The sequence below is a fragment of the Pseudomonas sp. TZ252 genome, assembly GCF_056110345.1.
This window is the reverse complement of the sequence record NZ_CM148566.1, coordinates 3,818,066-3,843,889: the sequence shown is the minus strand read 5'-3', so window position 1 is coordinate 3,843,889 and position 25,824 is coordinate 3,818,066. Positions and strand designations below refer to the sequence as shown.

General features: G+C 66.6%; 20 protein-coding genes. 4 read left to right on the top strand and 16 right to left on the bottom strand.

Annotated features, from left to right (window positions below; all coding sequences use genetic code 11):
* Positions 1 to 59: 59 nt before the first annotated feature.
* The 14 genes from ACYAF3_RS17785 to ACYAF3_RS17720 form a co-directional block, all read right to left on the bottom strand.
* A complete protein-coding gene (locus ACYAF3_RS17785; protein ID WP_003092515.1) occupies positions 60 to 1,355 on the bottom strand; it encodes a flavohemoglobin expression-modulating QEGLA motif protein in 1,296 nt (431 codons plus the stop codon).
* Between the two features lie 8 nt (positions 1,356 to 1,363).
* Complete coding sequence (locus ACYAF3_RS17780; RefSeq protein WP_003143212.1) at positions 1,364 to 1,915, bottom strand: hypothetical protein; 552 nt, start codon at positions 1,913 to 1,915, stop codon at positions 1,364 to 1,366.
* A gap of 96 nt (positions 1,916 to 2,011) precedes the next feature.
* Positions 2,012 to 2,725 (bottom strand): TetR/AcrR family transcriptional regulator, encoded by a 714-nt coding sequence (locus tag ACYAF3_RS17775; RefSeq protein WP_128669564.1) that lies wholly within the window; start codon positions 2,723 to 2,725, stop codon positions 2,012 to 2,014.
* Between the two features lie 211 nt (positions 2,726 to 2,936).
* The gene (lysS, locus tag ACYAF3_RS17770; RefSeq protein WP_003103728.1) at positions 2,937 to 4,442 is read right to left on the bottom strand and encodes a lysine--tRNA ligase; all 1,506 of its coding nucleotides are present in this window, start codon (positions 4,440 to 4,442) and stop codon (positions 2,937 to 2,939) included.
* Positions 4,443 to 4,623: 181 nt separating this feature from the next.
* A protein-coding gene (prfB, locus tag ACYAF3_RS17765) for a peptide chain release factor 2 (protein WP_010895661.1) occupies positions 4,624 to 5,719 on the bottom strand; the annotation gives its coding sequence in 2 pieces (ribosomal slippage) (positions 4,624 to 5,646 and positions 5,648 to 5,719; 1,095 coding nt in all).
* A 122-nt stretch (positions 5,720 to 5,841) separates the two neighbouring features.
* Positions 5,842 to 6,885, bottom strand: coding sequence for a Wsp signal transduction system regulator diguanylate cyclase WspR (gene wspR / locus ACYAF3_RS17760; protein WP_003103734.1), 1,044 nt, complete (start codon positions 6,883 to 6,885; stop codon positions 5,842 to 5,844).
* A 107-nt stretch (positions 6,886 to 6,992) separates the two neighbouring features.
* Complete coding sequence (wspF, locus tag ACYAF3_RS17755) at positions 6,993 to 8,000, bottom strand: Wsp signal transduction system protein-glutamate methylesterase WspF (protein WP_003092534.1); 1,008 nt, start codon at positions 7,998 to 8,000, stop codon at positions 6,993 to 6,995.
* Positions 7,997 to 10,306: a Wsp signal transduction system sensor histidine kinase WspE gene (gene wspE, locus ACYAF3_RS17750; protein WP_003103736.1), complete on the bottom strand. Its 2,310-nt coding sequence runs from the start codon at positions 10,304 to 10,306 to the stop codon at positions 7,997 to 7,999. The genes wspF and wspE overlap by 4 nt, the downstream gene beginning before the upstream one ends.
* Positions 10,303 to 10,992, bottom strand: a complete 690-nt coding sequence (locus ACYAF3_RS17745) for a chemotaxis protein CheW (protein ID WP_003103738.1) — start codon at positions 10,990 to 10,992, stop codon at positions 10,303 to 10,305. The genes wspE and ACYAF3_RS17745 overlap by 4 nt, the downstream gene beginning before the upstream one ends.
* A complete protein-coding gene (locus tag ACYAF3_RS17740) occupies positions 10,985 to 12,253 on the bottom strand; it encodes a CheR family methyltransferase (protein ID WP_003122132.1) in 1,269 nt (422 codons plus the stop codon). Before ACYAF3_RS17740 ends, ACYAF3_RS17745 begins: the two co-directional genes overlap by 8 nt.
* On the bottom strand, positions 12,250 to 12,765 hold the full coding sequence (locus ACYAF3_RS17735) for a chemotaxis protein CheW (RefSeq protein ID WP_003106290.1): 516 nt from the start codon (positions 12,763 to 12,765) through the stop codon (positions 12,250 to 12,252). Before ACYAF3_RS17735 ends, ACYAF3_RS17740 begins: the two co-directional genes overlap by 4 nt.
* A gap of 4 nt (positions 12,766 to 12,769) precedes the next feature.
* On the bottom strand, positions 12,770 to 14,398 hold the full coding sequence (gene wspA / locus ACYAF3_RS17730) for a Wsp signal transduction system chemoreceptor WspA (protein ID WP_003106291.1): 1,629 nt from the start codon (positions 14,396 to 14,398) through the stop codon (positions 12,770 to 12,772).
* Positions 14,399 to 14,664: 266 nt separating this feature from the next.
* Positions 14,665 to 16,284 carry an MFS transporter gene (locus tag ACYAF3_RS17725; protein ID WP_003106293.1) on the bottom strand — a complete coding sequence of 540 codons (1,620 nt, stop codon included), beginning with the start codon at positions 16,282 to 16,284 and terminating at the stop codon, positions 14,665 to 14,667.
* Positions 16,285 to 16,392: 108 nt separating this feature from the next.
* A complete protein-coding gene (locus tag ACYAF3_RS17720) occupies positions 16,393 to 18,066 on the bottom strand; it encodes a GMC family oxidoreductase (protein WP_003159433.1) in 1,674 nt (557 codons plus the stop codon).
* 172 nt (positions 18,067 to 18,238) lie between these two features.
* Here ACYAF3_RS17720 and ACYAF3_RS17715 point away from each other — a divergent pair, with 172 nt between their 5' ends.
* Positions 18,239 to 19,144: a LysR family transcriptional regulator gene (locus tag ACYAF3_RS17715; protein WP_003092552.1), complete on the top strand. Its 906-nt coding sequence runs from the start codon at positions 18,239 to 18,241 to the stop codon at positions 19,142 to 19,144.
* Between the two features lie 36 nt (positions 19,145 to 19,180).
* Here ACYAF3_RS17715 and ACYAF3_RS17710 read toward each other — a convergent pair whose 3' ends face one another.
* Complete coding sequence (locus ACYAF3_RS17710) at positions 19,181 to 19,876, bottom strand: tellurite resistance TerB family protein (protein ID WP_003106298.1); 696 nt, start codon at positions 19,874 to 19,876, stop codon at positions 19,181 to 19,183.
* Positions 19,877 to 20,197: 321 nt separating this feature from the next.
* Here ACYAF3_RS17710 and ACYAF3_RS17705 point away from each other — a divergent pair, with 321 nt between their 5' ends.
* The 3 genes from ACYAF3_RS17705 (at position 20,198) to ACYAF3_RS17695 (ending at position 23,949) form a co-directional block, all read left to right on the top strand.
* Entirely contained in the window at positions 20,198 to 22,060 is a 1,863-nt protein-coding gene (locus tag ACYAF3_RS17705) for a flavin monoamine oxidase family protein (RefSeq protein ID WP_474725845.1), read from the top strand.
* A 323-nt stretch (positions 22,061 to 22,383) separates the two neighbouring features.
* A complete protein-coding gene (ttsR, locus tag ACYAF3_RS17700) occupies positions 22,384 to 23,025 on the top strand; it encodes a two-component system response regulator TtsR (protein ID WP_003092560.1) in 642 nt (213 codons plus the stop codon).
* Between the two features lie 120 nt (positions 23,026 to 23,145).
* Positions 23,146 to 23,949 (top strand): PA3715 family protein, encoded by an 804-nt coding sequence (locus tag ACYAF3_RS17695; protein ID WP_003113840.1) that lies wholly within the window; start codon positions 23,146 to 23,148, stop codon positions 23,947 to 23,949.
* A 78-nt stretch (positions 23,950 to 24,027) separates the two neighbouring features.
* Here the strand turns inward: ACYAF3_RS17695 and ACYAF3_RS17690 are convergent, their stop codons facing one another.
* The gene (locus ACYAF3_RS17690; protein ID WP_003100693.1) at positions 24,028 to 25,734 is read right to left on the bottom strand and encodes a WG repeat-containing protein; all 1,707 of its coding nucleotides are present in this window, start codon (positions 25,732 to 25,734) and stop codon (positions 24,028 to 24,030) included.
* Between the last annotated feature and the right edge of the window lie 90 nt (positions 25,735 to 25,824).

Genomic DNA, 25,824 nt, shown 5'->3' with positions numbered 1-25,824 from the left:
CCTTGCTTGCCGGCCGACCGCCCGCGCGCACCGGGAAAGACCGGCACGGCGGGGAACGGTCAGAGGATGTTCGCGTAATCCGCTTCGATGCGGTCCAGGCTGAGGTGGTTGAGGAAGTTCGAGAAGCACATCCAGGCCGACAGCGCGTTGAGGTCGCGGAACTGCGGCGGCAGGTACTTCGGCGGCGCCACCAGGCCCTCGTCCACCAGTTGGCGCAGGGTGCGCATGTCTTCCAGGGTGGTCTTGCCGCAGAACAGCAGGGGGATCTGTTCGAGCTTGCCCTTGCGCACGGCGAGCTGGATGTAGTTATAGATGAGGATGAAGCCCTTCAGGTAGGACAGGTCCTTGGTGAACGGCAGGCCATCCGGGGTCGAGCCGCGGAAGACCCGGCTGGCGTTCTGGTAGCTGTCCTCCAGGCTGTAGCCCTGCTCGCGGTAGAAGTGGAACACGTCGAGGAAATCGGCGCCCTCCTCGGCCATGTGGATCGCCCGGGTGCGATTGGTCAGCTTGCGCAGGCGGGTCGGGTAGGAGGCGAAGGCGATCACCTCCATCAGGATCGCCAGGCCTTCCTGGGTCACGGTGGAGGACGGCGGTCCCTTGGCGAGGAAGGTGCAGATCGGCTGGCTCAGGCCGTTCAGGGTGGTGCCGACGTGCACCAGGCCCTCGTGGACCTCCAGCGCGCGCACGTCGCGCTCGTTGAACAGGGCGTCGGCGCGTACCTTGATGTAGTCGGCGCCGGCCGCCGCGTCGGCGACGATGCCGTCGGACTCGAACACGCGGATGGTGCCCTCCTCCTCGCCGAACACGGTGTTCAGCCGCGCCTGGAGGATCGGTACGACCTCCTTGGCGGTCAGGGTCTTGGGTTCGTCCTTGAGATCGCCGCGGTCGGCGATGTTGTTCAGGTAGTCGGAGAGCATCAGGCCGAGGTCGGCCAGGGTCGGATCGCCGGCATGGAAGGCGTCCGAGGCCGAGCCGTAGAGTTCCTGGGAGATCAGCCCGAGGTCCGGGGTGCCGCGCGCCTCGAGCATGCGAATGACCATTCGGTATTCCTTGCACATCCGCCGCATGATCTGCCCGACCGGGTTGAACTGGCCCAACTGGCGGGTGATGTCGCGCTCGATGTTCTGGAATTCCTGCTTCTTGGCGCTGGCGTCGAAGGCCAGCGGGCGGCTGTCGTAGTAGCCGCGGTCGACCTTCGGCGCATGCTTGCCGCGGCCCTTGAGGAAGTCCTGGCGGATCCCGTCGTCCCATTTGATCGCATCCAGCACGCGGATCGGCGTCTGCGCCTCGACGATGCGATCGGACAGGGAGCGGATGATCTTCTGGTAGTCGTTCTGCGCCTTGCGCTGGCTCATCGGCAATCTCATTGGGTGACCCGCTGGAAGCGGGCGGCCTCGACGAACACGTCGGAATTGGCGGGATCGTTCAGGTAGGCGAAGACCTTCGCCAACGGGCTGCGCACCAGCGCGCCCTTGCCCTGATCGCTATCGACGGTCTCGCCGTCGAGCTGGCCGGCGCCGAGGTCCTCGACGATGCGCTCGACGTCGAGGTTGTAGATCACCAGCTCGTCACCGTCGGTGATCTCGAAGCCGGCGACGATGAAGTTGCCGCCCAGGCTCTTCGGCAGGCCGGCCGACAGGTACCAGCGCTTGCCCTGGTGGGAGACGGTGAAGCCGTAGTCTTCCAGGCTCTCGGTATTGTCCTTGCTGTCCACGTAGCTGAGCGCACGGTAGACATTGCTGCCGGAACGGGTGATCTCCAGGAATTGTTCTTCCTTCCACTCGTTCTCGCGGCTCCAGGTCCCGAGCAGATGGCTCGGCGCCGCCTCGCGCGGCGGTATCGGCTCCTTGAAGGTGACCAGGCAACCGCCCAACAGCAGGAAACTCAGGACCACCAGGCAACGCCAGGCTTTCATCACACGCTCCTTAGGAACCCTCCGCAACCTGCGACCGGCTGGCCGAGGGAAGGTTCGGGTATGAAAAACCCCGCCATGGCGGGGTTGACGCTCAGGTCACAGGCCCATGACCAGATTCAGGTACCGTCTGAGTATGGCGCGCATTTCGTCCACGGCCAGTTGCTCGACCCCGTCCACGAGGCCCTGATATTCCATCTGCAGAATAATCGACGTCAACACCTTGGCGTCCTGCTCGGGCTGCCCGGAACCGAGCACCTGGAAGAAATGCACGGCGCCGAGGGAGAGAATCCGCTGGTGGGCATCGGCCAGTTCGCGCAGGCGCGGGTTGAGCAACGCCTCCTGGCGGAAGGCCTGTTCGGCCAGCAGGTGCTCGCGGCGCTCGGTGAGCTGGACCTGGACATACTGCACGGCCAGCTCGACGATCCGTTCCACCAGCGAGCCACGGGCGCCGGGGTCGTCGGCCAGCACCGCGGCCATCTCCTGGAGGTCGCCCTCCACGCTGCTCCAGAACGCCGACAGCGCCTCTGCGTTGCGCTCGACGAAGAGGCCGAAGGTGTCGGTGATGAGATCGTCGATGTCCTTGAAGTAGTAGGTGGTGGCCGACAACGGCACCTGGGCCTCGGCGGCCACCGCGCGGTGGCGCACGGCCCGTACGCCGTCGCGGACGATCAGGCGCATGGCGGCATCGAGAATCGCCTGGCGCCGCTGCTCGCTGCCCTGGCGGCTGGCCTTGCGGCCCTGGTAACGAACGCTTTCGGCTACCGCGCTGGCGGCCTGCGCGGCGCTGTCTCTGGGAGCTACTCGGGACACGGTGTTTCCTCCGCTCGCGGACGATGGGGCATTGTTCGGACTTTTTCGCGTGGAATCAATCGGCCGCTATCGGGGAAGCTCCGATCCCACCCGCACCTTCCGTGGTCAGCCGGCGGATCGGCGGCTATCGGCCCCTGGCCCGGCGGCCGGGACACCGCGCGGCCATGAAAAAACCGCCCGAAGGCGGCTTTTCCATGGACTGTTGCGGCGCTCAGGCCTGCGGGCGCATGTGCGGGAACAGGATCACGTCGCGGATCGACGGCGAGTTGGTCAGCAGCATCACCAGGCGGTCGATGCCGATGCCTTCGCCGGCGGTCGGCGGCATGCCGTATTCCAGGGCATTGATGAAGTCGGCGTCGTAGTGCATCGCCTCGTCGTCGCCGGCGTCCTTCTCCTTGACCTGCAACATGAAGCGCTCGGCCTGGTCCTCGGCGTCGTTCAGCTCGGAATAGGCATTGGCGATCTCGCGGCCGCCGATGAACAGCTCGAAGCGGTCGGTGACGCTCGGGTCTTCGTCGTTGCGGCGGGCCAGCGGCGAAACCTCGAAGGGGTAGCGGGTGATGAAGTGCGGCTGCTCCAGCTTGTGCTCCACCAGTTCCTCGAAAATCATCACCTGCAGCTTGCCCAGGCCTTCGTGGCCGAGGACCTTGGCGCCGGCCTTCTTGGCGATGGCCCGCGCCTTCTCGACGTCGTTGAGGTCGGCGGCGGTGATCTCCGGGTTGTACTTGAGGATCGAATCGAACACCGACAGGCGCACGAACGGCTCGCCGAAGTGGAAGACCTTGTCGCCGTAGGGCACGTCGGTGGTACCGAGTACCGCCTGGGCCAGTTCGCGGAACAGTTCCTCGGTCAGGTCCATGTTGTCTTCGTAGTCGGCGTAGGCCTGGTAGAACTCGAGCATGGTGAACTCGGGGTTGTGCCGGGTCGAGACGCCTTCGTTACGGAAGTTGCGGTTGATCTCGAAGACCTTCTCGAAACCGCCGACCACCAGGCGCTTGAGGTACAGCTCCGGGGCGATGCGCAGGAACATGGCCATGTCCAGCGCGTTGTGATGGGTCTCGAACGGCTTGGCCGCGGCGCCGCCGGGGATGGTCTGCAGCATCGGGGTCTCCACTTCGAGGAAACCGCGCTCGCTGAGGAAACGGCGGATGTGGGCGATGACCTGGGAACGCACGCGGAAGGTGTGGCGGGTTTCCTCGTTGACCATCAGGTCGACGTAGCGCTGGCGGTAGCGCTGCTCGGTGTCGGTCAGGCCATGGTGCTTGTCCGGCAGCGGACGCAGCGACTTGGTCAGCAGGCGCACGCTGGTCATGTCGACGTACAGGTCGCCCTTGCCCGAGCGGGCCAGCACGCCTTCGGCGCCGATGATGTCGCCCAGGTCCCAGGTCTTGATCTCGGCCAGGGTTTCTTCCGGCAGGGTCTTGCGGTTGACGTAGACCTGCAGGCGCTCGCTGCTGTCCTGGAGGACGATGAAGGAACCGCGGTTGAGCATGATCCGACCGGCCACCTTGACCGGGATCGCTGCGGCTTCCAGCTCTTCCTTGGTCTTGTCGGCGTACTGTTTCTGCAGGTCCGCGAAGTAGGCGTCGCGGCGGAAGTCGTTGGGGAAGGCGATGGCCCGGGCTTCGCGCACGGCGGCAAGTTTTTCCTTGCGCTGGGCGATCAGCTTGTTTTCTTCCTGTTGCAGTTCGTGCTGGTCGAGTTGTTGGTCGCTCATGGTCTTGGTGGTTCCTGGTTAGGCTCTCTTGCCTGTGGAAACGGATTGCGCAACAGGGGCGAAAAGCGTAGCGAACGCCGGCCAGGCAAGGCGGGAAATGGCGAGGACACGGAGTTCACGATCATAAAAAAACGAGCAGTCCGAACCATTTTCCAACGCGGCCTGGCCAGGCGCAGCAGCTTTACAGCCCCTGTTTGAGGCTGGCTTCGAGGTATTCGTCTAGATCGCCGTCGAGCACCTTGTCGCAGTCGCTGCGCTCGATACCGGTACGCAGGTCCTTGATCCGCGACTGGTCGAGCACGTAGGAGCGGATCTGGTGGCCCCAGCCGATGTCGGACTTGGAGTCCTCCAGGGCCTGGGACGCGGCGGTACGCTTTTGCATTTCCAGCTCGTACAACTTGGCCCGCAGCATCTTCATCGCGGTGTCCTTGTTGGCGTGCTGGGAGCGTTCGTTCTGGCACGCCACCACGGTATTGGTCGGCACGTGGGTGATCCGCACCGCCGAATCGGTGGTGTTCACGTGCTGACCGCCCGCGCCGGAGGAGCGGTAGGTATCGATGCGCAGGTCGGCCGGGTTGATCTCGATCTCGATGTTGTCGTCGATTTCCGGCGATACGAACACCGCGGTGAACGAGGTGTGGCGACGGTTGCCGGAGTCGAACGGACTCTTGCGCACCAGGCGGTGCACGCCGATCTCGGTGCGCAGCCAGCCGAAGGCGTACTCGCCCTTGATGTGCACGGTGGCGCCCTTGATGCCGGCGACCTCGCCCTCGGACAGCTCGATGATAGTGGCGTCGAAGCCGTGCTTGTCGGCCCAGCGCAGGTACATGCGCAGCAGCATGTTGGCCCAGTCCTGGGCCTCGGTGCCGCCGGAGCCGGCCTGGATGTCCAGGTAGGCGTTGTTCGGGTCCATCTCGCCGCTGAACATGCGGCGGAACTCCAGCTTCTCGAGGATCTCGCGCAGACGCTCGACTTCGTTGGCAACGTCGTCGACGGCGCCCTCGTCGTCTTCCTCGACCGCCATGTCCAGCAGGTCGCGGGAGTCGGCCAGGCCGCTGGTCAGGTCGTCCAGGGTTTCCACCACCTGCGCCAGCTGGGCGCGCTCGCGGCCGAGGTTCTGGGCGTATTCGGGGTTGTTCCAGACGTTGGGGTCTTCGAGCTCGCGGTTTACTTCGACCAGGCGATCATGCTTCTGATCGTAGTCAAAGATACCCCCGAATGGTCTGGGTGCGCTCGGAGAGGTCCTTGATGCTGTTGAGGATCGGGTTGATTTCCATGGCTGGCGCTCACTCGCGGGAAAACGTCGAAAAGCTGCGAAGTATACTGCACTTGCGCCCCACAGGCAGTACGCCGGCCTCTATTTAATGCCGGCCGGCGACGCATGGCCGCCGCGCGCCGCTCAGCCCGCCGGGGCCGGCGGCACCGGCTGTTCCATCAGGCCGACCTGGTTGCGGCCATTGTTCTTGGCCTGGTAGAGCGCCTGGTCGGCCATCTCGATGAGAACCCGGAAGGTTTGCCCGCCGCCGCCCGGCACCAGGGTGCTGACGCCGATGCTGACGGTCAGGTGCGAGCCCGGACGTGGCTGGTCGTGGCTGATCTGCAAGCTCTCCACCGTGCGCCGGACCTTCTCCGCCAGCAACCGTGCGCCGCCCGGCGAGGTGCCCGGCAGGACCATGGCGAACTCCTCGCCGCCGTACCGAGCCGCCAGGTCCGAGGAGCGACTGCAGCCCTCGCGGATGGCCCCGGCGACCTGGCGCAGGGCCTCGTCGCCGGCGACGTGGCCGAAGGTGTCGTTGTAGCTCTTGAAATAGTCCACGTCGATCATCAGCAGCGACAGTTGCGACTGCTCGCGCAGCGAGCGGCGCCACTCCATCTCCAGGTATTCGTCGAAGTGACGACGGTTGGAGAGCCCGGTCAGGCCGTCGGAGTTCATCAGCCGCTGCAGCACCAGGTTGGTCTCCAGCAACTGCTGCTGGCTCTCGCGCAGCGCCCGATAGGCCTCGTCGCGTTGCTGCAGGGCGATGTACGAACGCGAGTGGTAGCGGATCCGCGCCACCAGCTCGATGGCGTCAGGCAGCTTGACCAGGTAGTCGTTGGCGCCGGCGGCGAACGCCGCGCTCTTCACCGTCGGCTCTTCCTTGGTCGACAGGACGATGATCGGGATGTCGCGGGTCGCCGGGTTGCCGCGGTAGGCAGCGAGCAGCGTGAGGCCGTCGACGCCGGGCATCACCAGGTCCTGGAGGATCACCGTCGGCTTGATCTGGTTGGCCACCGCCACCGCCTGCTGCGGATCGGAACAGAAATGGAAGTCGATGCCCGCCTCGCTCGCCAGTGAGCGACGCACAGCCTCTCCGATCATGGCCTGATCATCGACAAGCAGTACCATGACCGCGCCGTCCAGAGGGGCGCCCAGGTCGGTCTTGCTCTCATGAGGGTTGTGCATGTTTCTCTCCGGGACCGGGGCCCCTCGTATCAAATTGAATGCTGTTCCACGCACCGCCGCGGCGGGCGCCGGCGCCTACCCTGGCGCCTGGCCGGAGTCGAACCCGGCTAATCGAATACCTCCGCCAGGCGCGGGGCGATCTTTTCCAGGGAAAGGATCTGCACCGCTGCATCGATCGCCGCCGCGGCCTTCGGCATCCCGTAGACCGCGCAACTGGCCTGGTCCTGGGCGATGGTGAGGAAACCGCGCTCGCGCATCTGCTTGAGGCCCTGGGCGCCGTCGCGGCCCATGCCGGTCAGCAGCACGCCCACGGCATCGCCACGCCAATAATTCGCCACGCTCTCGAAAAACACGTCGATGGACGGCCGGTAGACGAAAGAACGCGGTTCGGCGGTGTACACCAGCGAACCGTTGCGCAGCAGGCGGATGTGATTGTTGGTCCCCGCCAGCAGGATCTGCCCCGGTATCGGCGGCTCGCCATCGCGCGCCAGGCGCACCGGCAGCTTCGATTCGCTGGCCAGCCATTCGGCCATGCCGGCGGCGAATACCTCGTCGACATGCTGCACCAGCACCACTGCGGCATTGAAACTGGCCGGCAGTTGCTTGAGCAACACCGCGAGCGACGCCGGACCGCCAGCCGAGGCGCCGATCGCCACCAGACGCTGGCGCGCCCCGCCGGCCTTCGGCGGCACCACCTGGACCTTGCCACGGTTATCGCGCTGGCCGATCAGCCAGCCGACGTTCTGAATCTTGCGTAACAACGGCGCCGCCGCCGTTTGCGGGTTGCCGATGCCCAGCGCCGGCGTGTTCACCGCATCGAGCGCCCCATATCCCATCGCTTCGAAAACCCGGTGCACATTCTGCTCGATATCGACGGTAACAATCACGATCGCGCAAGGACTTTCCGCCATGATCCGACGAGTTGCCTCGACGCCGTCCATCACCGGCATGAGCAGGTCCATCAGCACCACGTCGGGCGTATCGGCGGCGCACTGGGTCACCGCCTCGGCACCGTTGCTGGCGACCCAGACGATCTGGTGCTGCGGCTCGAAGGCCAGCGCGCGGCGCAGCGCCTCGACGGCCAACGGCATGTCATTGACGATTCCGATCCTCAACCCTGTGCTTCTCCGATCAGGACGACGACGGCATCCAGCAAGGCCTCATCGTGGAAACTGGCCTTCGCCAGATAATAGTCGGCGCCGGCGTCGAGACCGCGCCGACGGTCCTCCTCACGATCCTTGTACGACACCACCATCACCGGCAGCGACTGCAGGCGGCTGTCGCGACGCACCAGGGTGACCAGTTCGATACCGTCCATGCGCGGCATGTCGATATCGGTGATGAGCAGGTCGAAATGCTCCGAGCGCAGGGCGTTCCAGCCGTCCATGCCATCCACCGCCACTGCCACGTCGTAGCCGCGGCCGAGCAGGAGCTTGCGTTCCAGCTCACGCACCGTGAGCGAGTCGTCGACCACCAGGATGCGCTTGCGTTGCGCCCCGCCGGCCTGCCGCCGGCTGCGATCGATGCGCTCCAGGCGGCCGCTGCTGAGCAGCTTGCCGACCGAATGCAGGAGGTCCTCGACGTCCAGGATCAGCACCGGCGAACCGTCATCCAGCAAGGCGCCGGCGGAAACGTCGCGCACCTTGCCCAGGCGCGGATCGAGAGGCATCACCACCAGGGTACGCTCGCCGACGAAACGCTCCACGGCGACGCCGTAGACCGCATCGCGGTCGCGCACCACCACTACCGGGATGGCCCCTTCGGTGCGGCTGCTCTCGGGCCGTTGCAGCAGTTGCGCAGCCGAGACCAGGCCGACATGGCGACCCTCGTACCAGAAGTGCTGGCGACCTTCGAGCTGGACGATCTCCTCCGCTTCCAGCTCGCACATGCGCTCGATGTGCGCCAGCGGGAAGGCGTAGGCCTCCTCGCCGATCTCCACCACCAGGCTGCGCACCACGGACAGGGTCAGCGGCACCTCGACGTGAAACAGCGCTCCCTGCCCCTGGCGTTGCTCCATGCGCACGCCGCCGCGCAACTGGCGGACCATGTGCTGCACGGCGTCCAGTCCGACGCCGCGACCGGACACCTCGGTGACCTGCTCGCGCATGCTGAAGCCGGGCAGGAAGAGAAACGCCAGGAGTTCCTCCTCGCTCAGTTGCGCCACGGTCTCGGCGGTGGCGAACTGGCGATTGAGCACGGTCTCGCGCAGGCGCTGCAGATCGATGCCGCCGCCGTCGTCGCTCAGTTCCAGGACCAGCATGCCGGCGTGGTGGCGGGCGCGGATGGTGATCCTGCCCTCGGCCGGCTTGCCGGCGGCGAGGCGGGTTTCCGGCGCCTCGATACCGTGATCGACGGCATTGCGTAGCAGGTGGGTGAGCGGCGCTTCGAGTTTTTCCAGGACATCCCGGTCGACCTGGGTGCTTTCGCCCTCGACCAGCAGGCGCACCTGCTTGCCCAGCGAGCGGCCCAGGTCGCGAACCATCCGCGCCTGGCCGCTAAGGACGTCGGCGAATGGCCGCATCCGCGAGGCCAGCGCCGCGTCGTAGAGCACCTGGGCACGCTGGCCGCCCTGCCAGGCGAACTCGTCGAGATCGGCGATGTGCTGCACCAGCATCTGCTGGCATTCGCCAATCAGTTGCCGCGCCTCGCCGAGCATGGCCTGGGCCTGCGGGTCGAGGGCGGTTTCCTGGACCGTCTCGCGTACCACGTCGAGCGCGCGGCTGGCGCTGGACTGCAGGCGACGCAGGCGTTGCAGGGAATCGGCCAGCGGCTTGATGCGCTGGAACTCCACCAGCGACTTGCTGGAGATATCCAGCAGCCGGTCCAGGCGTTCGGCGGTGACCCGCAGGACCCGGCTGCGGCGCTCCTCGGCCTGTTCGCCGCCCGCCTGCCCGGCGGGCTCCTCGTCGTTGTCGTCGCTGGCGGCCGCTGACGCCGCTGGCGGCGCCTCGGGGACCGCTTCCGGCAGACCGGGAGTCGTCGCCGGCAGCTCCGCGCGGGCCAGCGGCAGGCCGCTGCGCACCAGGCCTTCGAGGCGCAGCACCAGGCCGTCGATCTCTTCCCGCCCGGCGCCTTCGGCCCAGCCTGCGTCGCCGGCTGGCGGGGTGCCGATACGCAGCAACAGGTCGCAGCCCTGGAGCAACGCATCGATATGTTCCGATTGCAGGAGCAGGCGTCCGTCCTGCGCCTCCACCAGGCAATCCTCCATGACGTGCGCCACGCGCACGCCGGCGTCCAGCCCGACGATACGCGCCGCGCCTTTCAGCGAGTGCGCGGCGCGCATGCAGGCTTCCAGTTGGTCGGCCTGGGTCGGGCTGCGCTCCAGCGCCATCAGGCCGGCGTTGAGCACCTGGGTCTGGGCCTCCGCCTCGAGCCGGAACAGCTCGAGCAGCGACGCGTCTCTCATCTGGTCCGGGGTCATGCCAGGCTCCGCGCTACGGCTTGCAGGAGAGGGCCTTCGTCGAGCAGGGTGATGCTCCGCTCGCGCCATTGCAGCACGCCGGCCACGTGCCGGCGCGAGGCCTGGCCGTCGGCGTGGTTGGGCGGCAGTATCCGCGCCAGCGGAATCGCATGGATGCCGTCGACTTCCTCCACCGGCGCCACCACCGGACCGCCGGCGGCGGAAATGATCAGCATGCGCGGAACCACCCGGCGCTCGCTGACCGGCGCGGCGCCGGGTTCGAGATCCAGCAGTTCGCCGAGGGAAAGGCAGGCGACCAGCGCGCCGCGCACGTTGGTCACCCCTTGCAGGGCGCGCGAGCGCTGGTGCGGCAGGGAATGGATAGGATTCATCGGCGCCACTTCCACCAGGCTGCCGGTGGCCAGGCCGAACCACTCTTCGCCCAGGCGGAACACCAGGATCGAACGCGTCTCGCCGAGGTCGCTCTGTTCGCGCTGGCTGTCCATCGTTTCGGCGCTGTCGAGCTGGTCCTGGCGCAGGGCGATGCGGTCCAGCAAGTAGGTCGCCGCGGCAGCGTAAACCTCGCAGTTGCGGCAATGGACATGCTCGGCCAGGCGTTCGCAGGACTTGTCGCCATGCACGCCGATGCGGTTCCAGCAGTCATCCACCTGTTGGGTATCGAGCAAGGTCAGGCTCGCCTCAACCATCTTTGTTCACTCCACGGGCCGCACGTTGCTGCAGGCGCCGGGCGCCGGCATGGTCGCCGCGAGCGGCGAGCAGCGCCGCCAGGTGCGCCAGCGCCTCGGCGTGCTGCGGCTCCAGGTACAGGGCCTTGCGGTAGAAATCCTGGGCTTCCTGCTCCTGCCCGGCGACATCGCTGAGCAGCCCGAGCCAGTAGAAGACCGTGGCCGACGGCCCACGCGCGGCCAGTTGGCGCTCGCAGGCGGCGCGCGCCTCGCGGTGCTGGCCGGCATCCGCCAGGCGGGCGATTTCGTCGAACTCGCCGACGGGACTGGCGAGGGGCTGGCCGCTGGCTGGCGGAACCAGGCTGGACAGCCGCTGGCGCGGTTTCGCCGGTGGCGGCGGCGAAGGCCGAATACTCGCACGCTCCACGGCGGCGGCAACGACCGGGCGCGCTCCGTCGCTCACCGCCTTGGGCCGCGCGCCGCGGGGCGCCTCGCTGGTCCGGCGGAACACGAAAGACAGCGGCACGCCGATCGGCTGCATGCCGTGCTGGCTGAGCAGGCTCGCCTCGGCCGGACCGATGAACATCGCGCCGTCCGACCGCAACAGGCGCTTGAGCACCTCGACCACCTCGCTCTGGGTCGGGCGGTCGAAATAGATCAGCAGGTTGCGACAGAACACGAAATCGTAGGGTGCCTCGCCCGCCAGTAGCCCGGGATCGAGCAAATTGCCGCAGCGGAAGCGCACCTTGCGGCGAACCTGCTCGGCCAACTGGTAGCCCTCGGCAACCTCGCTGAAATGGCGGTCGCGAAACCCCAGTTCGTCGCCGCGAAAGGAATTCCTGCCGTACACCCCGAGGCTGGCGCGCTCGATCACCCGAGCGCTGACGTCGAGGGCGTCGACCTCGAACAGGTACTCGGAGAGCCCGGCATCGAGCAAGGCCATGACGATGGAATACGGCTCCTCGCCGGTGGAACAGGGCAGGCTGAGGATCCTTAGCGCGCGTCCGCCGCCCAGGCTCGGCAGGCGCTCGAAGGCCAGCCTGGCGAGGGTGGTGAACGACTCCGGGTAGCGGAAGAACCAGGTCTCCGGCACCACCACCGCTTCGATCAGCGCCTGCACCTCGCCCGGCGAGCCGTTCAGGCGCATCCAGTATTCGTCCTCGTCGTGCAGCGCGAGGCCGCTCATGCGCTGGCGTACCGCGCGCTCGATCACCGCGCTGCCCACCGAGCTGGCATCCAGGCCGATCCTGCTCTTGAGCAGGCGTTCGAAGCGATCGTTCATGCCGTCCCCTCGCCGCACTCCGGCGGGAACAGCAGGGCGCGCACTTCGTCGGGCAGCAATGCCTCGACCCGCACCCATTGCACCAGTCCCCGTGGTCCTTCATAGACCGGACCGAGATAGCGGGCCCCGCCGTTGTCCAGGCCATAGTCGCGGAACGCCGACGGTTCGCAACGCAGGGTATCGGTGGCCTGTTCGAGGATCAGTCCGAGCCAGACCGGCTCCCGGTCCTGGCGGGCGCGGTATTCGACCAGCACGATGCGCGTGCTGGTGCGTGCCAGCGCCGCGCGGCCGAAGGCCATTGCGCAGAGGTCGAGCACCGGGACCAGGACGCCGCGATGGGAGAACACCCCGGCGACCCATTCCGGCGCCTCCGGAATGCGCTTCAGGCGCAGCAGCGGCAGCACTTCGACCACTTCGCGGGCATCCAGGGCATAGCGGTCGCCTTCCATGCGGAACAGCAGGAACAGCTTGCTGGTGCGTCGATGATCGCCGGTGGAGCGGGACACGGTCACAGCCTCAGACTTTGAAGCGGGATACGCCGTTGCGCAGCCCGTTCGCCACCAGGTTCAGCTCATCGATGGCGAAGCTGGCCTGGCGCAGCGACTCCACGGTCTGCCCGGTGGCCTCGCCCAGTTGCACCAGCGCCTGGTTGATCTGCTCGGCACCGGTAGCCTGGGCCTGCATACCCTCGTTGACCATCTGCACCCGCGGCGCCAGCGCCTGCACCTGCTGAATGATCTGCGACAGTTGCTCGCCGACCTGGCCGACCTCGGCGATACCGCGGCGGACCTCCTCGGAGAACTTGTCCATGCCCATCACCCCGGCCGATACCGCCGACTGGATCTCGCGCACCATCTGCTCGATGTCGTAGGTGGCGACCGCGGTTTGGTCCGCCAGCCGGCGCACCTCGGTGGCCACCACGGCGAACCCGCGGCCGTACTCGCCGGCTTTCTCCGCCTCGATGGCGGCGTTCAGCGAGAGCAGGTTGGTCTGGTCGGCGACCTTGACGATGGTGGTGACCACCTGGTTGATGTTGCCGGCCTTCTCGTTGAGGATCGCCAGCTTGGCGTTGACCAGGTCGGCCGCGCCCATCACGTGGTGCATGGTTTCCTCCATGCGCGCCAGGCCCAACTGGCCGGAACCGGCCAGGGTCGACGTCTGCTCGGCGGCGCCGGAGACTTCGCTCATGGTCCGCACCAGGTCGCGCGAGGTGGCGGCGATCTCGCGAGAAGTGGCGCCGATCTCCGTGGTGGTCGCGGCGGTTTCGGTGGCGGTGGCCTGCTGCTGCTTGGAGGTCGCGGCGATCTCGGTGACTGAGGTGGTGACCTGCACCGAAGAACGCTGGGCCTGCGACACCAGGCCCTTGAGCTCTTCGGCCATGCCGTTGAAACCGGTCTCGATGGCGCCGAATTCGTCACGCCGGCCGAGGTTCAGGCGTGCGGTGAGGTCGCCACCGGCCATCAGGTCGAGGCTGCGGACGATCTTCTGGATCGGCTGGGTGATCGCCCGCAACAGCAGGAAACCGCAGATGCCGGCTACCACCACCGCCAGCAGCAGGGTCACCAGCATGCTCAGTTCGGCATCGTCCACCGCGTTTACGATGTTGTCCGAGGCGCGGTCGGCGATGTCCTTGTTCAGCTCGATCATCTCGTTGAGGTACTTGCGGCCCTCGCGCCAGTGCTCGGTCAACGGGCCGGCGACGAGCTTGCCGGCTTCCTCGAAGCGCTTCTCGCGGTAAAGCTCGAGCACCTTGTCGTGCTGCTCCAGGTAGTTCTTGCGCACGGCCTGGAAACCGGCGAGCAACTCGTGGTCGCGGGCCTCGTCCGGGTTCATGGTCTTCTGGTAGGAGGCGATCTGCTGGTCCAGGCGCTCCTCGCTGGCGAGGATACTGTCGGCCTCGGCCTTGCTCAGCTCGTGGTCGTCGGTGATGCCGAACAGTTCCTGGGTCTGCAAGTAGTTGTCGGTCCACGAACTGCGTACCAGCGTGATGAAGTACATCCCCGGCATGGCGTCGTCCTGGACACGGTAGGCGCCCTTTTCCACCGTCAACATCTTCACGTACGCAGTAGCGGCCATCAGCAGCATGATCGCGATGATCACGGCGAAACTTGCCAGGATTCGCTGGCGAACAGTCCAGTTCTTCACATTTTTCCCCAAGACTCGAGTCCGGATTCGTTCCTGCCGCCACAACGGCCCGTCAATCGCGCGGACTGTATAGGCCGTCCCCGGCACCGGCAAGCAGCGCCATAGGGTTTTCCCGCTATTGTAGGCGCTGGAAAGGCGTTTTTTGACGCCAGAAGTGTGGCAGAAAGAGAAAGAAAGAAAACTGGCATGCCAGACTTTTCTGAGAAGACAGGCTCATCACGGAGGGAATGTGCGCCCCGTCCCCATGCCGGGAACGGGGCGCGATTTCACCGGTGGATGTCGGTATGGCGGGTTTCGCGGAGGAACAGCAAGGCGCAGACCAGGCTACCGCCGGTGATCAGCACCGGATACCAGAGGCCGTAGAAGATGTCGCCGGTGTACACCACCAGGGCGAACGAGACCGTGGGCAGGAAGCCGCCGAACCAGCCATTGCCGATGTGGTACGGCAGGGACAGCGAGGAATAGCGGATGCGGGTCGGGAACAGTTCGACCATCAGCGCCGCCAGCGGGCCGTAGCAGAGGGTGGAGATCAGTACCAGGGCGAAGATGATGGCGATCACCATCGGCTTGTTCACCTGGCTGCCGTCGGCCTGCTGCGGATAGCCTGCCGTCTTCACCGCGGCCGCCATCGCTTCGGCGTCGAAGCCGGCGATCTCGGTCTCGCCGATCCGCACCCTGACGTCGCTGCCGGCGGGCGCCGCCACCGTCGAGTAGGGCAGGCCGGCCTTGACCAGGAAGGTCTTGACCTTGTCGCAGGGGCTGTCGAAGGTCGCCTTGCCTACCGGGTCGAACTGGAAAGTGCAGGTCGCCGGGTCGGCCACCACGCTGATCGGCGACTGCCGGCTGGCCTGGTCGATGGCCGGGTTGGCGTAGTGGGTCAGGCCCTTGAACAGCGGGAAGTAGAACAGCGTGGCGAGCAACAGGCCGGCCAGCAGCACCGGCTTGCGGCCGATGCGGTCGGACAGCCAGCCGGCGACGATGAAGAACGGCGCGCCAAGCACCAGGGCGACGATCAGCAGACCGTTGGCGGTGCCGCCATCGACCTTGAGCACCTGGGTAAGGAAGAACAGCACGTAGAACTGCGCCGTGTAGAAGGTCACCGCCTGGCCGGCATTGATGCTGAACAGCGCGGTCAGCACCACCTTCAGGTTGCCCCACTGGGTGAAGGACTCGCGCAGCGGCGCCTTGCTGACCTTGCCCTCGGCCTTCATCTTGAGGAACGCTGGCGACTCGCGCATGGACAGGCGGATCCAGGTGGAGATGCCCAGCAGGACGATGGACAGCAGGAATGGCAGGCGCCAGCCCCAGGTCTCGAACTCGTCGCCGGTCAACTGGCGACAGGCCAGGATCACCAGCAGCGAGAGCAACAGGCCGAGGGTCGCGGTGGACTGGATCCAACTGGTGTAGCTACCGCGCTTGTTCGCCGGGGCGTGCTCGGCGACATAGATCGCCGCGCCGCCGTACTCGCCGCCCAGGGCCAGGCCCTGGAGCATGCGCAAGGTGACCAGGATGATCGGCGCGGCGACCCCGATCGAGGCATAGGTGGGCAGCAGGCCGACAGCGAAGGTCGACAACCCCATCAACAGGATGGTCACCAGGAAGGTGTACTTGCGCCCGATCATGTCGCCCAGGCGGCCGAACACCAGCGCGCCGAAGGGCCGCACCAGGAAGCCGGCGGCGAAGGCCATCAGGGCGAAGATGAAGGCCGTGGTGTCGTTGACGCCGGCGAAGAACTGCTTGCTGATCACCGCCGCCAGGGCGCCGTAGAGGAAGAAGTCGTACCACTCGAAGACCGTGCCCAGCGAGGAGGCGAAGATCACCTTGCGCTCCTCCTGGGGCGTGGTCGCAGGCACTGTGTAGGAAGGGGTCGTTGCGTACTCGGTCATTGCGGCTCTCCCGCCCCTTGTGGGGGCTCTTATTGTTGTCTGCCATTTCCGTTTTCAGCGTCGACCGCTGCGGCGCCGGGCGCCACGCGATACGGGGTGTAGCGATCCTCAGGCCTCCACCGCCTCCTTGCCGCCGGCCGCCATGGCGCTTTCGACGACCTGCGGCGCGGCCTCGCGGCGGCGCTCGGCGAGAATCATCTGCGCCGCCTTCTCGGCGATTACCAGCACCGGCGAACAGGTGTTGCCGGAGGTCAGGCTGGGCATGATCGAGGCATCGGCGATGCGCAGGCCGGGGATTCCGTGCACCCTCAATTGCGCATCCACCACCGCTTGCGGCCCCTGGCCCATGCGGCAGGTGCCGGCAGGGTGGAAGATGGTGGTGCCGATCTCCGCCGCAGCGCGCTGCAGATCCTCTTCGCTGCGGTATTCCGGGCCGGGCTTGTATTCCTGCGGACGGAAGGCGGCCAGCGCCGGTGCGGCGGCGATGCGGCGGGTCAGGCGTATGGCGTCGGCGGCGACCTTCAGGTCGCGCGGATCGCTCAGGTAGTTGGGCTGGATCGACGGCGCCTCGCCCGGGTCGAGCGAGCGGATGCGCACCGTCCCCCGGCTGTGCGGGCGCAGGTCGCAGACCGACGCGGTGAACGCAGGGAAGGCATGCAGCGGCTCGCCGAAGCGATCCAGCGAGAGCGGCTGGACATGGTATTCGAGGTTGGCCGAGGGCTGCTGCGGATCGGAGCGGGCGAAGGCGCCCAGTTGGCTCGGCGCCATCGACAACGGCCCGCTGCGGCTCGCCAGGTAGCGCAGGCCCATGCCCAGCTTGCCCCATAGGCTGCCGGCGATCTGGTTGAGGGTGGGAACGCCGTCGACCTTGTAGATCATGCGCAGCTGCAGGTGATCCTGGAGATTGCCACCGACCCCGGGCAACTCGTGGACGACCCCGGCGCCGAGCCGCTCCAGCAGGTCCCGCGGGCCGATCCCGGAGCGTTGCAGCAGGCACGGCGAACCGATCGCGCCGGCGCTCAGGACGATCTCGCGGCGCGCCTCGAAGCGCTGCTCGCGGCCCTGCCAACGGACCGACAGGGCCCTGGCGCGGCCGTCCTCGAGGAGCACTCGCTGGACTTCGGCATGGGTCAGAACCGTCAGGTTGGCGCGCTGGGCGATGCCGCGCAGGAAGCCTTTCGAGGCATTCCAGCGCACCCCGCCGCGCTGGTTGACCTGGAAGTAGCCGCAGCCTTCGTTGTCGCCACCGTTGAAATCCTCGACGCTGGCGATGCCGGTCTGCGCCGCCGCCTGCTGGAAGGCATCGAGCAGCTTCCAGGAGAGCCGCTGGCGTTCTACCCGCCATTCGCCGCCGGCGCCGTGCATTTCGCTGGTCCCGGCGAAATGGTCCTCCATCCTGCGGAACAGCGGCAGCAGCTCTCTCCAGCTCCAGCCCGGATTGCCTTCGGCCACCCACTGGTCGTAGTCGCGGGCCTGGCCACGCATGTAGATCATGCCATTGATCGAGGAGCATCCTCCGAGCACCTTGCCGCGCGGGTACTTCAGGGAACGACCGTTGAGCCCGGGGACCTCGTCGGTGTCGAAGCACCAGTCGGTACGCGGGTTGCCGATGCAGTAGAGGTAGCCGACGGGAATGTGGATCCAGGGATAGTTGTCCGGGCCGCCGGCTTCCAGCAGCAGGACACGGTTGGCAGGGTCGGCGGAAAGCCGGTTGGCCAGCAGGCAGCCGGCAGGTCCGGCGCCAACGATGAGGTAGTCGTAGGTATCCAGTACCTCGGGCATGGCGAGCCTCGTCTTGTCGTTCTTGTGATGGGCCGTCGGACCTGCGGATGACCGGCAAGTCTCGAACGGCTTGAGGCTAGTCGTTCATTCGCGATAAAAAAACAAACGTTTCGGGGCAGCTATTGTTCGTTTTCTAACAGCCCCCCCCTCGGCCCGGCAGAAGGCGCTCCCCATGTTCGACTGGAATGACCTGCGTTTCTTCCTCGAGTTGCAGCGCAGCGGTCGCCTGCTGACCGCCGCCAAGCGTCTCGGCACCACTCACGCCACGGTGGCCCGGCACATCGAGAACATCGAGCGCGACCTCGGCACCCAACTGTTCGCCCAGCACACCGGCGGCTACCAGTTGACTCCGGCCGGCCAGGCGCTGCTCAAGCACGCCGAGGCGATGGAGAACACCGCGCTGCTCGCCCAGGAAGAAATGAGCCAGAGCATCTCGCCGCTGGGGCAGATCCGCATCGGCGTCACCGAAGGCCTCGGCAGCGTCTTCCTCGCTCCGCGCCTGGCGCAATTGATGCGCCACTACCCGGGCCTGGAGGTCGAGCTGGTCTCGGTGCCGCGCTTCGTCAGCATCACCAACCGCGAAGCGGACATCGCCATCTCCCTCGACCGGCCGAGCGCCGACCTGGTGATCACCCGCCTGCTGACCCGCTATCGCCTGGCGTTGTTCGCCAGCCCCGCCTACCTGGAACAGGCGCCGCCGCTGCGCGACCGCGACGACCTCGGCAGGCACCAGTGGATCGGCTACGTCGACGACCTGCTGTTCAGCCAGGAACTGATGTTCCACCACAGTTTCTGCCGCCACCCGCAGGTCGTGTTCCGCAGCACCAGCGTGGTCGCCCAGCAGCAGGCGGCACAGGCCGGCATCGGCCTGGCGATCCTGCCGCACTTCATGGGTAGCCGCGATCCGTTGCTGGTACCGGTGCTGCCCGAGGAAAGCATCCAGCGCGAGTACTGGATGAGCACTCGGCGGGAGTTGCACCGCTCGGTGCGCCTGCGGGTGGTCTGGGACTTCCTGCTGGAGCTGTGCCAGCGCGAGCGAGAGGTTCTGCTCGGCCCTTCGGCAACGCCGCCGCCCTGATGGCGGCGGTTATCCGCGGAACGACACTCCGCCGTCTCAGGCCAGGCGTTGCAGCGCCTGTCTGGCCTGGTTCTCCAGCTCCAGCTTGAACGAGGGCTCCAGGCGCAGCTGCCGCGCCAGCTCCTCGAGGTAGGAGCGCTCCATGAAGCTTTCCTCGTCGACCATCAGCAGGCTGGCCAGGTACATCTCCGCGGCGATCTCCGGGGTGCTCGCGGCACGGGCGATCTCGGCCGGGTCCAGCGGCTTGTTCAGCTCGCGCTCCAGCCAGCCCTGCACCTCGCGGTCGCTGGTCAGCTTGGCCACCTCGCCTTCGATCATCTGCCGTTCGCGCTCGTCGATGTGGCCGTCGGCCTTGGCCGCACCGACGATGGCCTGGAGGATCGCGTGGCTATGCACTTCGGCCTGGGCTTCCGGCAGGCGGTCGACGGTCTGCGGCTGCGCCTGCGGCGCGGCGCCGTTCTGTTGCTGCTGCCAGTTGTTGTAGGCCTTGTAGGCGATCACCCCGAGCGCGGCGAGGCCGCCGTAGGTGATCGCCTTGCCGCCGAACTTGCGCGCCTTCTTGTTTCCCAGCAGCAGGCCGATGGCGCCGGCCGCCAGGGCTCCGCCGCCAGCGCCGGAAAGCAGGCTGCCGAGCTGTCCGCCGCCGCTGGCGCCGGGCTTGCCGCCGGACTTGTTCTGCAACATTTCCTGCCCGGACTTGAGCAATTGGTCGAGCAAACCACGGGTATTCATGAGGAACCTCCAGGACGTTCGGTAACAACCGGATTCGACCGACTCTAGCCCTTCGCGTCCGCGCTGCCCGCCGGGAGTTTGCTTCGAGATATTGCCGGCCTCCCCGGACACCGTGGCAAAGCGCGACACATGTCACATTTCTCCAGACAGAGGCCTAGTGCCAGCAGAAAGCCCTTCGACGCGCCGGCATGGCCCTCTAAACTCCGCGCCCGCCCGCGACTGCGGGTCGGCGTCCGACGCCAGCCGCTCCGCGCGCATTCGCAACAGCAATCTGTGAACATGGCTCCCCCGAGCCACCCACTGCCTCGCAAAGGACTTCCCATGACCATCTCCCGCCGCGACTTCCTGAACGGCGTAGCCCTGACCATCGCCGCAGGCCTGACCCCCGCCGAGATCCTCCGCGCCGCCCCCGGCGGCCGCTACTATCCGCCCGCGCTCACCGGCCTGCGCGGTAGCCATCCGGGCGCCTTCGAAGTCGCACACCAGATGGGCTGGGAGAAGAAGACCTTCGATGTCGACCACCTGCCGATCGAAGAGGAATACGACCTGGTGGTGGTCGGCGGCGGCATCAGCGGCCTCGCCGCCGCCTGGTTCTATCGCGAACGGCACCCCGCGGCGCGCATCCTGGTCATCGAGAACCACGACGACTTCGGCGGCCATGCCAAGCGCAACGAATTCCAGGCCGGCGGGCGCACTATCCTCGGCTACGGCGGCAGCGAGTCGCTGCAATCGCCGAACGCCCTCTATAGCGAAGACGCCAAACACCTGCTGAAACGCCTGGGCGTCGAGCTCAAGCGCTTCGAGACAGCCTTCGACACCGACTTCTACCCCGGCCTGCGCCTGTCCCGCGCGGTGTTCTTCGACAAGGCCAGCTTCGGCGTGGACAAGCTGGTCAGCGGCGACCCGACGCCGATGGTTGCCGACGAGGTCCCCCGCGATCGTCTCAATGCCCGCTCCTGGCGCGCCTTCATCGGCGACTTCCCGCTGAGCCGCGAAGACCGGGAGGCGCTCATCGCGCTGTACGAGTCACCTCGCGACTATCTTGCCGGCAAGAGCGTGGAAGAGAAGGAAACCTACCTGGCGAAGACCAGCTACCGCGACTACCTGCTCAAGAACGTCGGGCTCTCGGAAACCTCGGTGAAGTACTTCCAGGGCCGCAGCAACGACTTCTCTGCCCTCGGCGCCGACGCCCTGCCGGCGGCCGACGCATACGCCGCCGGCTTCCCCGGCTTCGACGCCCTCGGCCTGCCGCAACCCAGCGAGGAGGCCCAGGCGGAAATGGACGAGCCGTACATCTACCATTTCCCCGACGGCAACGCCTCGCTGGCTCGGCTCATGGTGCGCGACCTGATCCCCGCGGTGGCGCCGGGCCGAGGCATGGAGGACATCGTCATGGCCCGCTTCGACTACTCGAAGCTGGACCTCGCCGGGCACCCGGTGCGCCTGCGCCTGAACAGCACCGCCGTCAGCGTGCGCAACCGCGCCGGCGGCGTCGATGTCGGCTACAGCCGCGCCGGCCGCCTGCACCGGGTACGCGGCAAGCACTGCGTGATGGCCTGCTACAACATGATGGTGCCGTACCTGCTGCGCGACCTCTCCGAGGAGCAGGCCCACGCGCTGAGCCAGAACGTCAAGTTCCCGCTGGTGTACACCAAGGTATTGCTGCGCAACTGGCAGGCCTGGAAGACCCTCGGCATCCACGAGATCTACGCGCCGACCCTGCCCTACTCGCGGATCAAGCTGGACTTCCCGGTCGACCTCGGCAGCTACCGGCATCCACGCGACCCGCGGCAGCCGATCGGCGTGCACATGGTCTACGTGCCGACCACCCCGAACGCCGGCATGGACGCCCGCACCCAGGCTCGCGTAGGCCGCAGCAAGCTCTACGCGATGAGCTTCGAGCAACTGGAAAAGGACATCCGCGACCAGCTCCAGGCCATGCTCGGCCCGGCGGGCTTCGACCACCGCCGCGACATCACCGGCATCACCGTGAACCGCTGGTCGCACGGCTACTCCTACTTCATGAATACCCTCTACGACGACGAGGCGGAAAGCGAAGCGCTGATGGAACTGGCGCGAAGCAAGGTCGGCAATGTCGCCATCGCCAACTCGGATGCGGCCTGGGATGCCTACGCCCATGCCGCCATCGACCAGGCGGTGCGGGCAGTCCGCGAACTGGGTTGAAGGACGGCGACGGCAGCGGAACCCGCGCTGCCGTCGCGCCCTTCCGATGTCCAGCAAGACTGACAGAAATGTACTGACAGCGATTTCAACCCCTACTCCACGAAAGCCGTTCAAAGACCCTATGTTTCTCGGCCTCCCCTCGAAATAACCTAGGGAAAACACATAGGAAATTTCCTACTAGCATTCAGAAAAGTCCTGATTAAACCGACAGACACCATCGCTAGAATTCGAGCCCGTCCGGAGCTGCCTCCTGGCGGATTATCCGCCTGCCGGCGTTGCCGGTAGCCGCTGCGGAAACCCCCACCTCGATCGGGTTCGATTTCATGAAAACACGCGTCATCCTCGTCGACGACCACGCCCTCACCCTGATCGGCATGCGCTATCTGCTGAGTGCGTACGACGACCTGCGGATCGTCGCCCAGGCCCAGGACGCCGATGGCTTGCTGGCGCAGCTCGAAGCGCACCCCTGCGACCTGCTGATCACCGACCTGATGATGCCCGGCAGCCAGCAGGCCGACGGCTTGCGCCTGGTGCAGAAGGTCCGGCGGCGCTATCCGGACCTGCCGATCATCGTCGTCACCATGCTCGGCAACCCGGCACTCGTTTCATCCCTGCTCAAGCTGGGCATTCACGGCCTGGTGAGCAAACGCGGCATGCTCGACGATCTGCCCAAGGCGATCCGCCACGCCGGCCGTCGACCATTCATCTCGCGCTCCATCGCACACCTGCTGGAAGTGGGCGAAGCCGAGCACGGCAAGCCGCTGGCCAGCCTCGAACAACTCACCCCGCGCGAAGTGGAAGTGCTGCGCCTGTACGGCAGCGGCCTGGCGGTCGGGGAAATCGCCATCCGACTGTGCCGCAGCAAGCAGACCATCAGCGCGCAAAAGAGCAGCGCCATGCGCAAGCTTGGCCTGGACAGCAATGCCGGACTCTTTATCTACATCCGGGAAAACGGCCTGGCCTGAGCAGCGCGGCCGCGATATGTCCGCCCCGCCAGCCCACTTCGCAAGGTCCGCGCAGCCGCTAGAATGTCCCGCAGCGCCGGGCGTCTTCCGTGCCCGCCTCCACCAAAGGACTCTTTTCACATGGACCGTAACCGCCGCCTCTCCGCCCGACTCTGCCTCCTGCTGCTGGGACTCGCCAGCCAGGCCGAAGCCCGCGAACCGCAGCCCTGCGCGTCGCGACTGCTTGACGCCGTAGCCAGGCAGGTCGGCCACGATGGCTGGATAGCCCCTTCGTACGAATCTTCCGGTCCGTTCCTCGCCGTGGCCTGCAAGCCCTGGCCGGACGACCCCGCGCAGACGGTGATCGCCATGGCCTACCTGGATCCGGGCGACACCGCCGTGGAAGGCGAACGCCACCCGCATCTGCTATTGGCCAAGGCCGACAGCCGCAGCGGCAGGCTGCTCGAACGCTACGACAGCGACTTCGAAGAAGACGCGTCCGTCGCCGTCGGCAGCGACAGCCTCTGGCTGGACACCGCACGCTATCGCCTGAGCCCGACGGTGCGCGCCTTCGGCGTGGTATTCCATAGCGTGGCGCGTGGCGCCAGTTGTCCGGAAGCCGGCTTCGACAACCTGCTGACCCTGGTGGTGCCGGCCGGCGAAGGCAAGCTGCGGCCGGTGCTCAATACCTACCTGGACCAGTGGAGGACGCTGAAAGGCTCGGTCTGCTCCGCCGAGCCCGGGTTCGAACAGGAAGTCTCGCACCTGACCCTGGAACTCGGCCGCGGACGCTCCAACGGCTTTGCCGACCTGGTCATCACCTCGCGGGTCAGCGACGGCGAAACGGAGAACGGCAAACCCTTGCGCACGGTGAAGCGCACGCTGCGCTATGACGGCGAGCGCTACCCGTTCGAGGAGTATTCGGACTTCTGGCACCGCCAGTGAGGGGAGACCGTGGCCAGCAGCCACGGCGAAACAGCGGAACCGCGCGCCCGCCGCAAGGGACGGACGCGCTCGGGGAACTCAGCTCTCGCTGGTTTCCTCGCTCTCTTCGACGGGCGCCGGCTCCTGCTCCGGCTCGCCTTCGTCGTCCTGCTCGTCGTCCGACTGGCAATACGGGGTCGGGTCCTGCGGCCAGATCGCCTTGCCATTGCCGTCGAGCAACTGTTCGGCGCCGCAATCGGTGGTGGCCACGGTGAAGCGCGGCTTGCCGTTCAGGTCGTACAGTGCGCGCAAGGTTTCCGTCGCCTCGTCGCCAGTGCCGCTGACTTCGTAGCCCAGGATGTAACCCTGCTGCGGATTCACCTCCAGCTTCTGCCAGAGCGCTGGAACCAGCGTGCGTCCCTGGCGATCGAGCAACACGGTGTGGGCAGCGTTGTCCATACCGTCGAGACCTTCCAGGAAACGACCGTCATACGCAGACTGGATGCTGATCAGTTCGCCCGGCTCCAGCAGCATCTTGCCGCTGCGGTCCATCAGGCCCACCACCGGCACCTGGCTTTCCGAACCCATGAAGCTGACGGTCTTCTGCGGCCCGCCCTTCTTCGCCACGACGAACAGGTCGTTGCCCAGCGCGCCGATCTGCGCATAACCCGGCTTCACCCACTCGCTGCCTTCGTCGAGGTTGAAGATGCCGAAGTCGGCGCTGAACAGGCCGGTGCTCACGCCGACGGCAGCCAGGCCGGGCACGTCGACGGTGTAGCCAAGCGCGGTGAGGCCGGCGCTGTCGGCCGAATCGTACTGCGGCTGCACCTTCCAGGCGCCGCTGCGATCGATCAGGCCGTACTTGCCCGACGAGCCATCTTCCATGCGCTGCTGGGCCAGCCCGCCCTGCTTGCCGAAGGCGCCGCAACCGGCGAACTGGGCGGCGATCGCCACCTTGCCCTGGTAGTCGAGGTAGCCACAGGGGCTGTCGTACTTCTCGCGGAACGCGACCAGGCCGTTGGCCGGGGTGCCCAGGTAATCGTAGCTCTTGCCGTCACCGACCACGTCGCCCTTGGCATCCACCAGTTGGGAGCCCTTGCCGATGACGCTGGCGCTCATCACGCCGTCGTGGAGGTCGCCCAGGCTCTCGTAGGCCACGGCCTTCTGTTCGCCGGTAGCGAGGTTGATGATCCACTTCTCCTCGCCACGCTCGGCGCTGATCAAGCCGCCGTGTTCGGCGACGCTGCCGTTGACCAGGGTGGTGTCGTAGAGCGCCTCGGTGAGCTGCTTGCCCTTGGCATCGAGGATGCCGCGCTTGCCATCGATCTCGTAGATGATGAATTCGTTGGCACTGTTGGGGTAGATGTCGTCGAAACGCGGCGCCTGGACTTCCTTGCCCTGGCCGTCGACCACGCCGTACTTGCCATCGCGGACGAAGCCATAGAGGTTGGGGGTGAGCAGCGACAGGGCTTCGCCGATATCGTCGCGCAACACCTTGCCGTCCTTCGCCTGGATCAGGTTCCAGCGCTCCTCGCGCGCCGCCATCAGGGTGCCCTGGTAGGCGCTGGCGACGATATTGTCGTAGTCGTTGTCGAACGGCACGAGCAGCTTGGCGTCCTGGTCGATCACCGCGCACTGGCCGTTGAGGCATAGCGGGATGCTCAGTGCAGCCATGCTCGGTGCGGCCGGTTGCGGCGCGACCGCCGCAGGCTTCGGCGCATCGTCGCCCTGGTTGCAGGCGCTGAGGAGCAAGGTGGAAACGGAGACGGCGAGGGTGTTGCGGCCGATACGCGACAGTCTTTGCATGCGGATATGTTCTCGTATGATCCCTGAGATATGTGTCCAGCCGCGATGCGCGCGACATCGCGGAACGCGGTAGCCTTCCCGACGGAAAGG

Excerpts from the sequence above, each read along its gene's own strand:
- ACYAF3_RS17695 (WP_003113840.1), top strand. The coding sequence starts at position 23,146 with ATGGACCGTAACCGCCGCCTCTCCGCCCGACTCTGCCTCCTGCTGCTG.
- wspE (WP_003103736.1), bottom strand. The coding sequence starts at position 10,306 with ATGACCCCGGACCAGATGAGAGACGCGTCGCTGCTCGAGCTGTTCCGG.
- ACYAF3_RS17785 (WP_003092515.1), bottom strand. The coding sequence starts at position 1,355 with ATGAGCCAGCGCAAGGCGCAGAACGACTACCAGAAGATCATCCGCTCC.
- ACYAF3_RS17720 (WP_003159433.1), bottom strand. The coding sequence starts at position 18,066 with ATGCCCGAGGTACTGGATACCTACGACTACCTCATCGTTGGCGCCGGA.
- ACYAF3_RS17780 (WP_003143212.1), bottom strand. The coding sequence starts at position 1,915 with ATGAAAGCCTGGCGTTGCCTGGTGGTCCTGAGTTTCCTGCTGTTGGGC.
- ttsR (WP_003092560.1), top strand. The coding sequence starts at position 22,384 with ATGAAAACACGCGTCATCCTCGTCGACGACCACGCCCTCACCCTGATC.
- ACYAF3_RS17745 (WP_003103738.1), bottom strand. The coding sequence starts at position 10,992 with ATGGTTGAGGCGAGCCTGACCTTGCTCGATACCCAACAGGTGGATGAC.
- ACYAF3_RS17740 (WP_003122132.1), bottom strand. The coding sequence starts at position 12,253 with ATGAACGATCGCTTCGAACGCCTGCTCAAGAGCAGGATCGGCCTGGAT.
- ACYAF3_RS17710 (WP_003106298.1), bottom strand. The coding sequence starts at position 19,876 with ATGAATACCCGTGGTTTGCTCGACCAATTGCTCAAGTCCGGGCAGGAA.
- lysS (WP_003103728.1), bottom strand. The coding sequence starts at position 4,442 with ATGAGCGACCAACAACTCGACCAGCACGAACTGCAACAGGAAGAAAAC.
- ACYAF3_RS17725 (WP_003106293.1), bottom strand. The coding sequence starts at position 16,284 with ATGACCGAGTACGCAACGACCCCTTCCTACACAGTGCCTGCGACCACG.
- wspR (WP_003103734.1), bottom strand. The coding sequence starts at position 6,885 with ATGCACAACCCTCATGAGAGCAAGACCGACCTGGGCGCCCCTCTGGAC.
- ACYAF3_RS17705 (WP_474725845.1), top strand. The coding sequence starts at position 20,198 with ATGACCATCTCCCGCCGCGACTTCCTGAACGGCGTAGCCCTGACCATC.
- ACYAF3_RS17715 (WP_003092552.1), top strand. The coding sequence starts at position 18,239 with ATGTTCGACTGGAATGACCTGCGTTTCTTCCTCGAGTTGCAGCGCAGC.
- ACYAF3_RS17690 (WP_003100693.1), bottom strand. The coding sequence starts at position 25,734 with ATGCAAAGACTGTCGCGTATCGGCCGCAACACCCTCGCCGTCTCCGTT.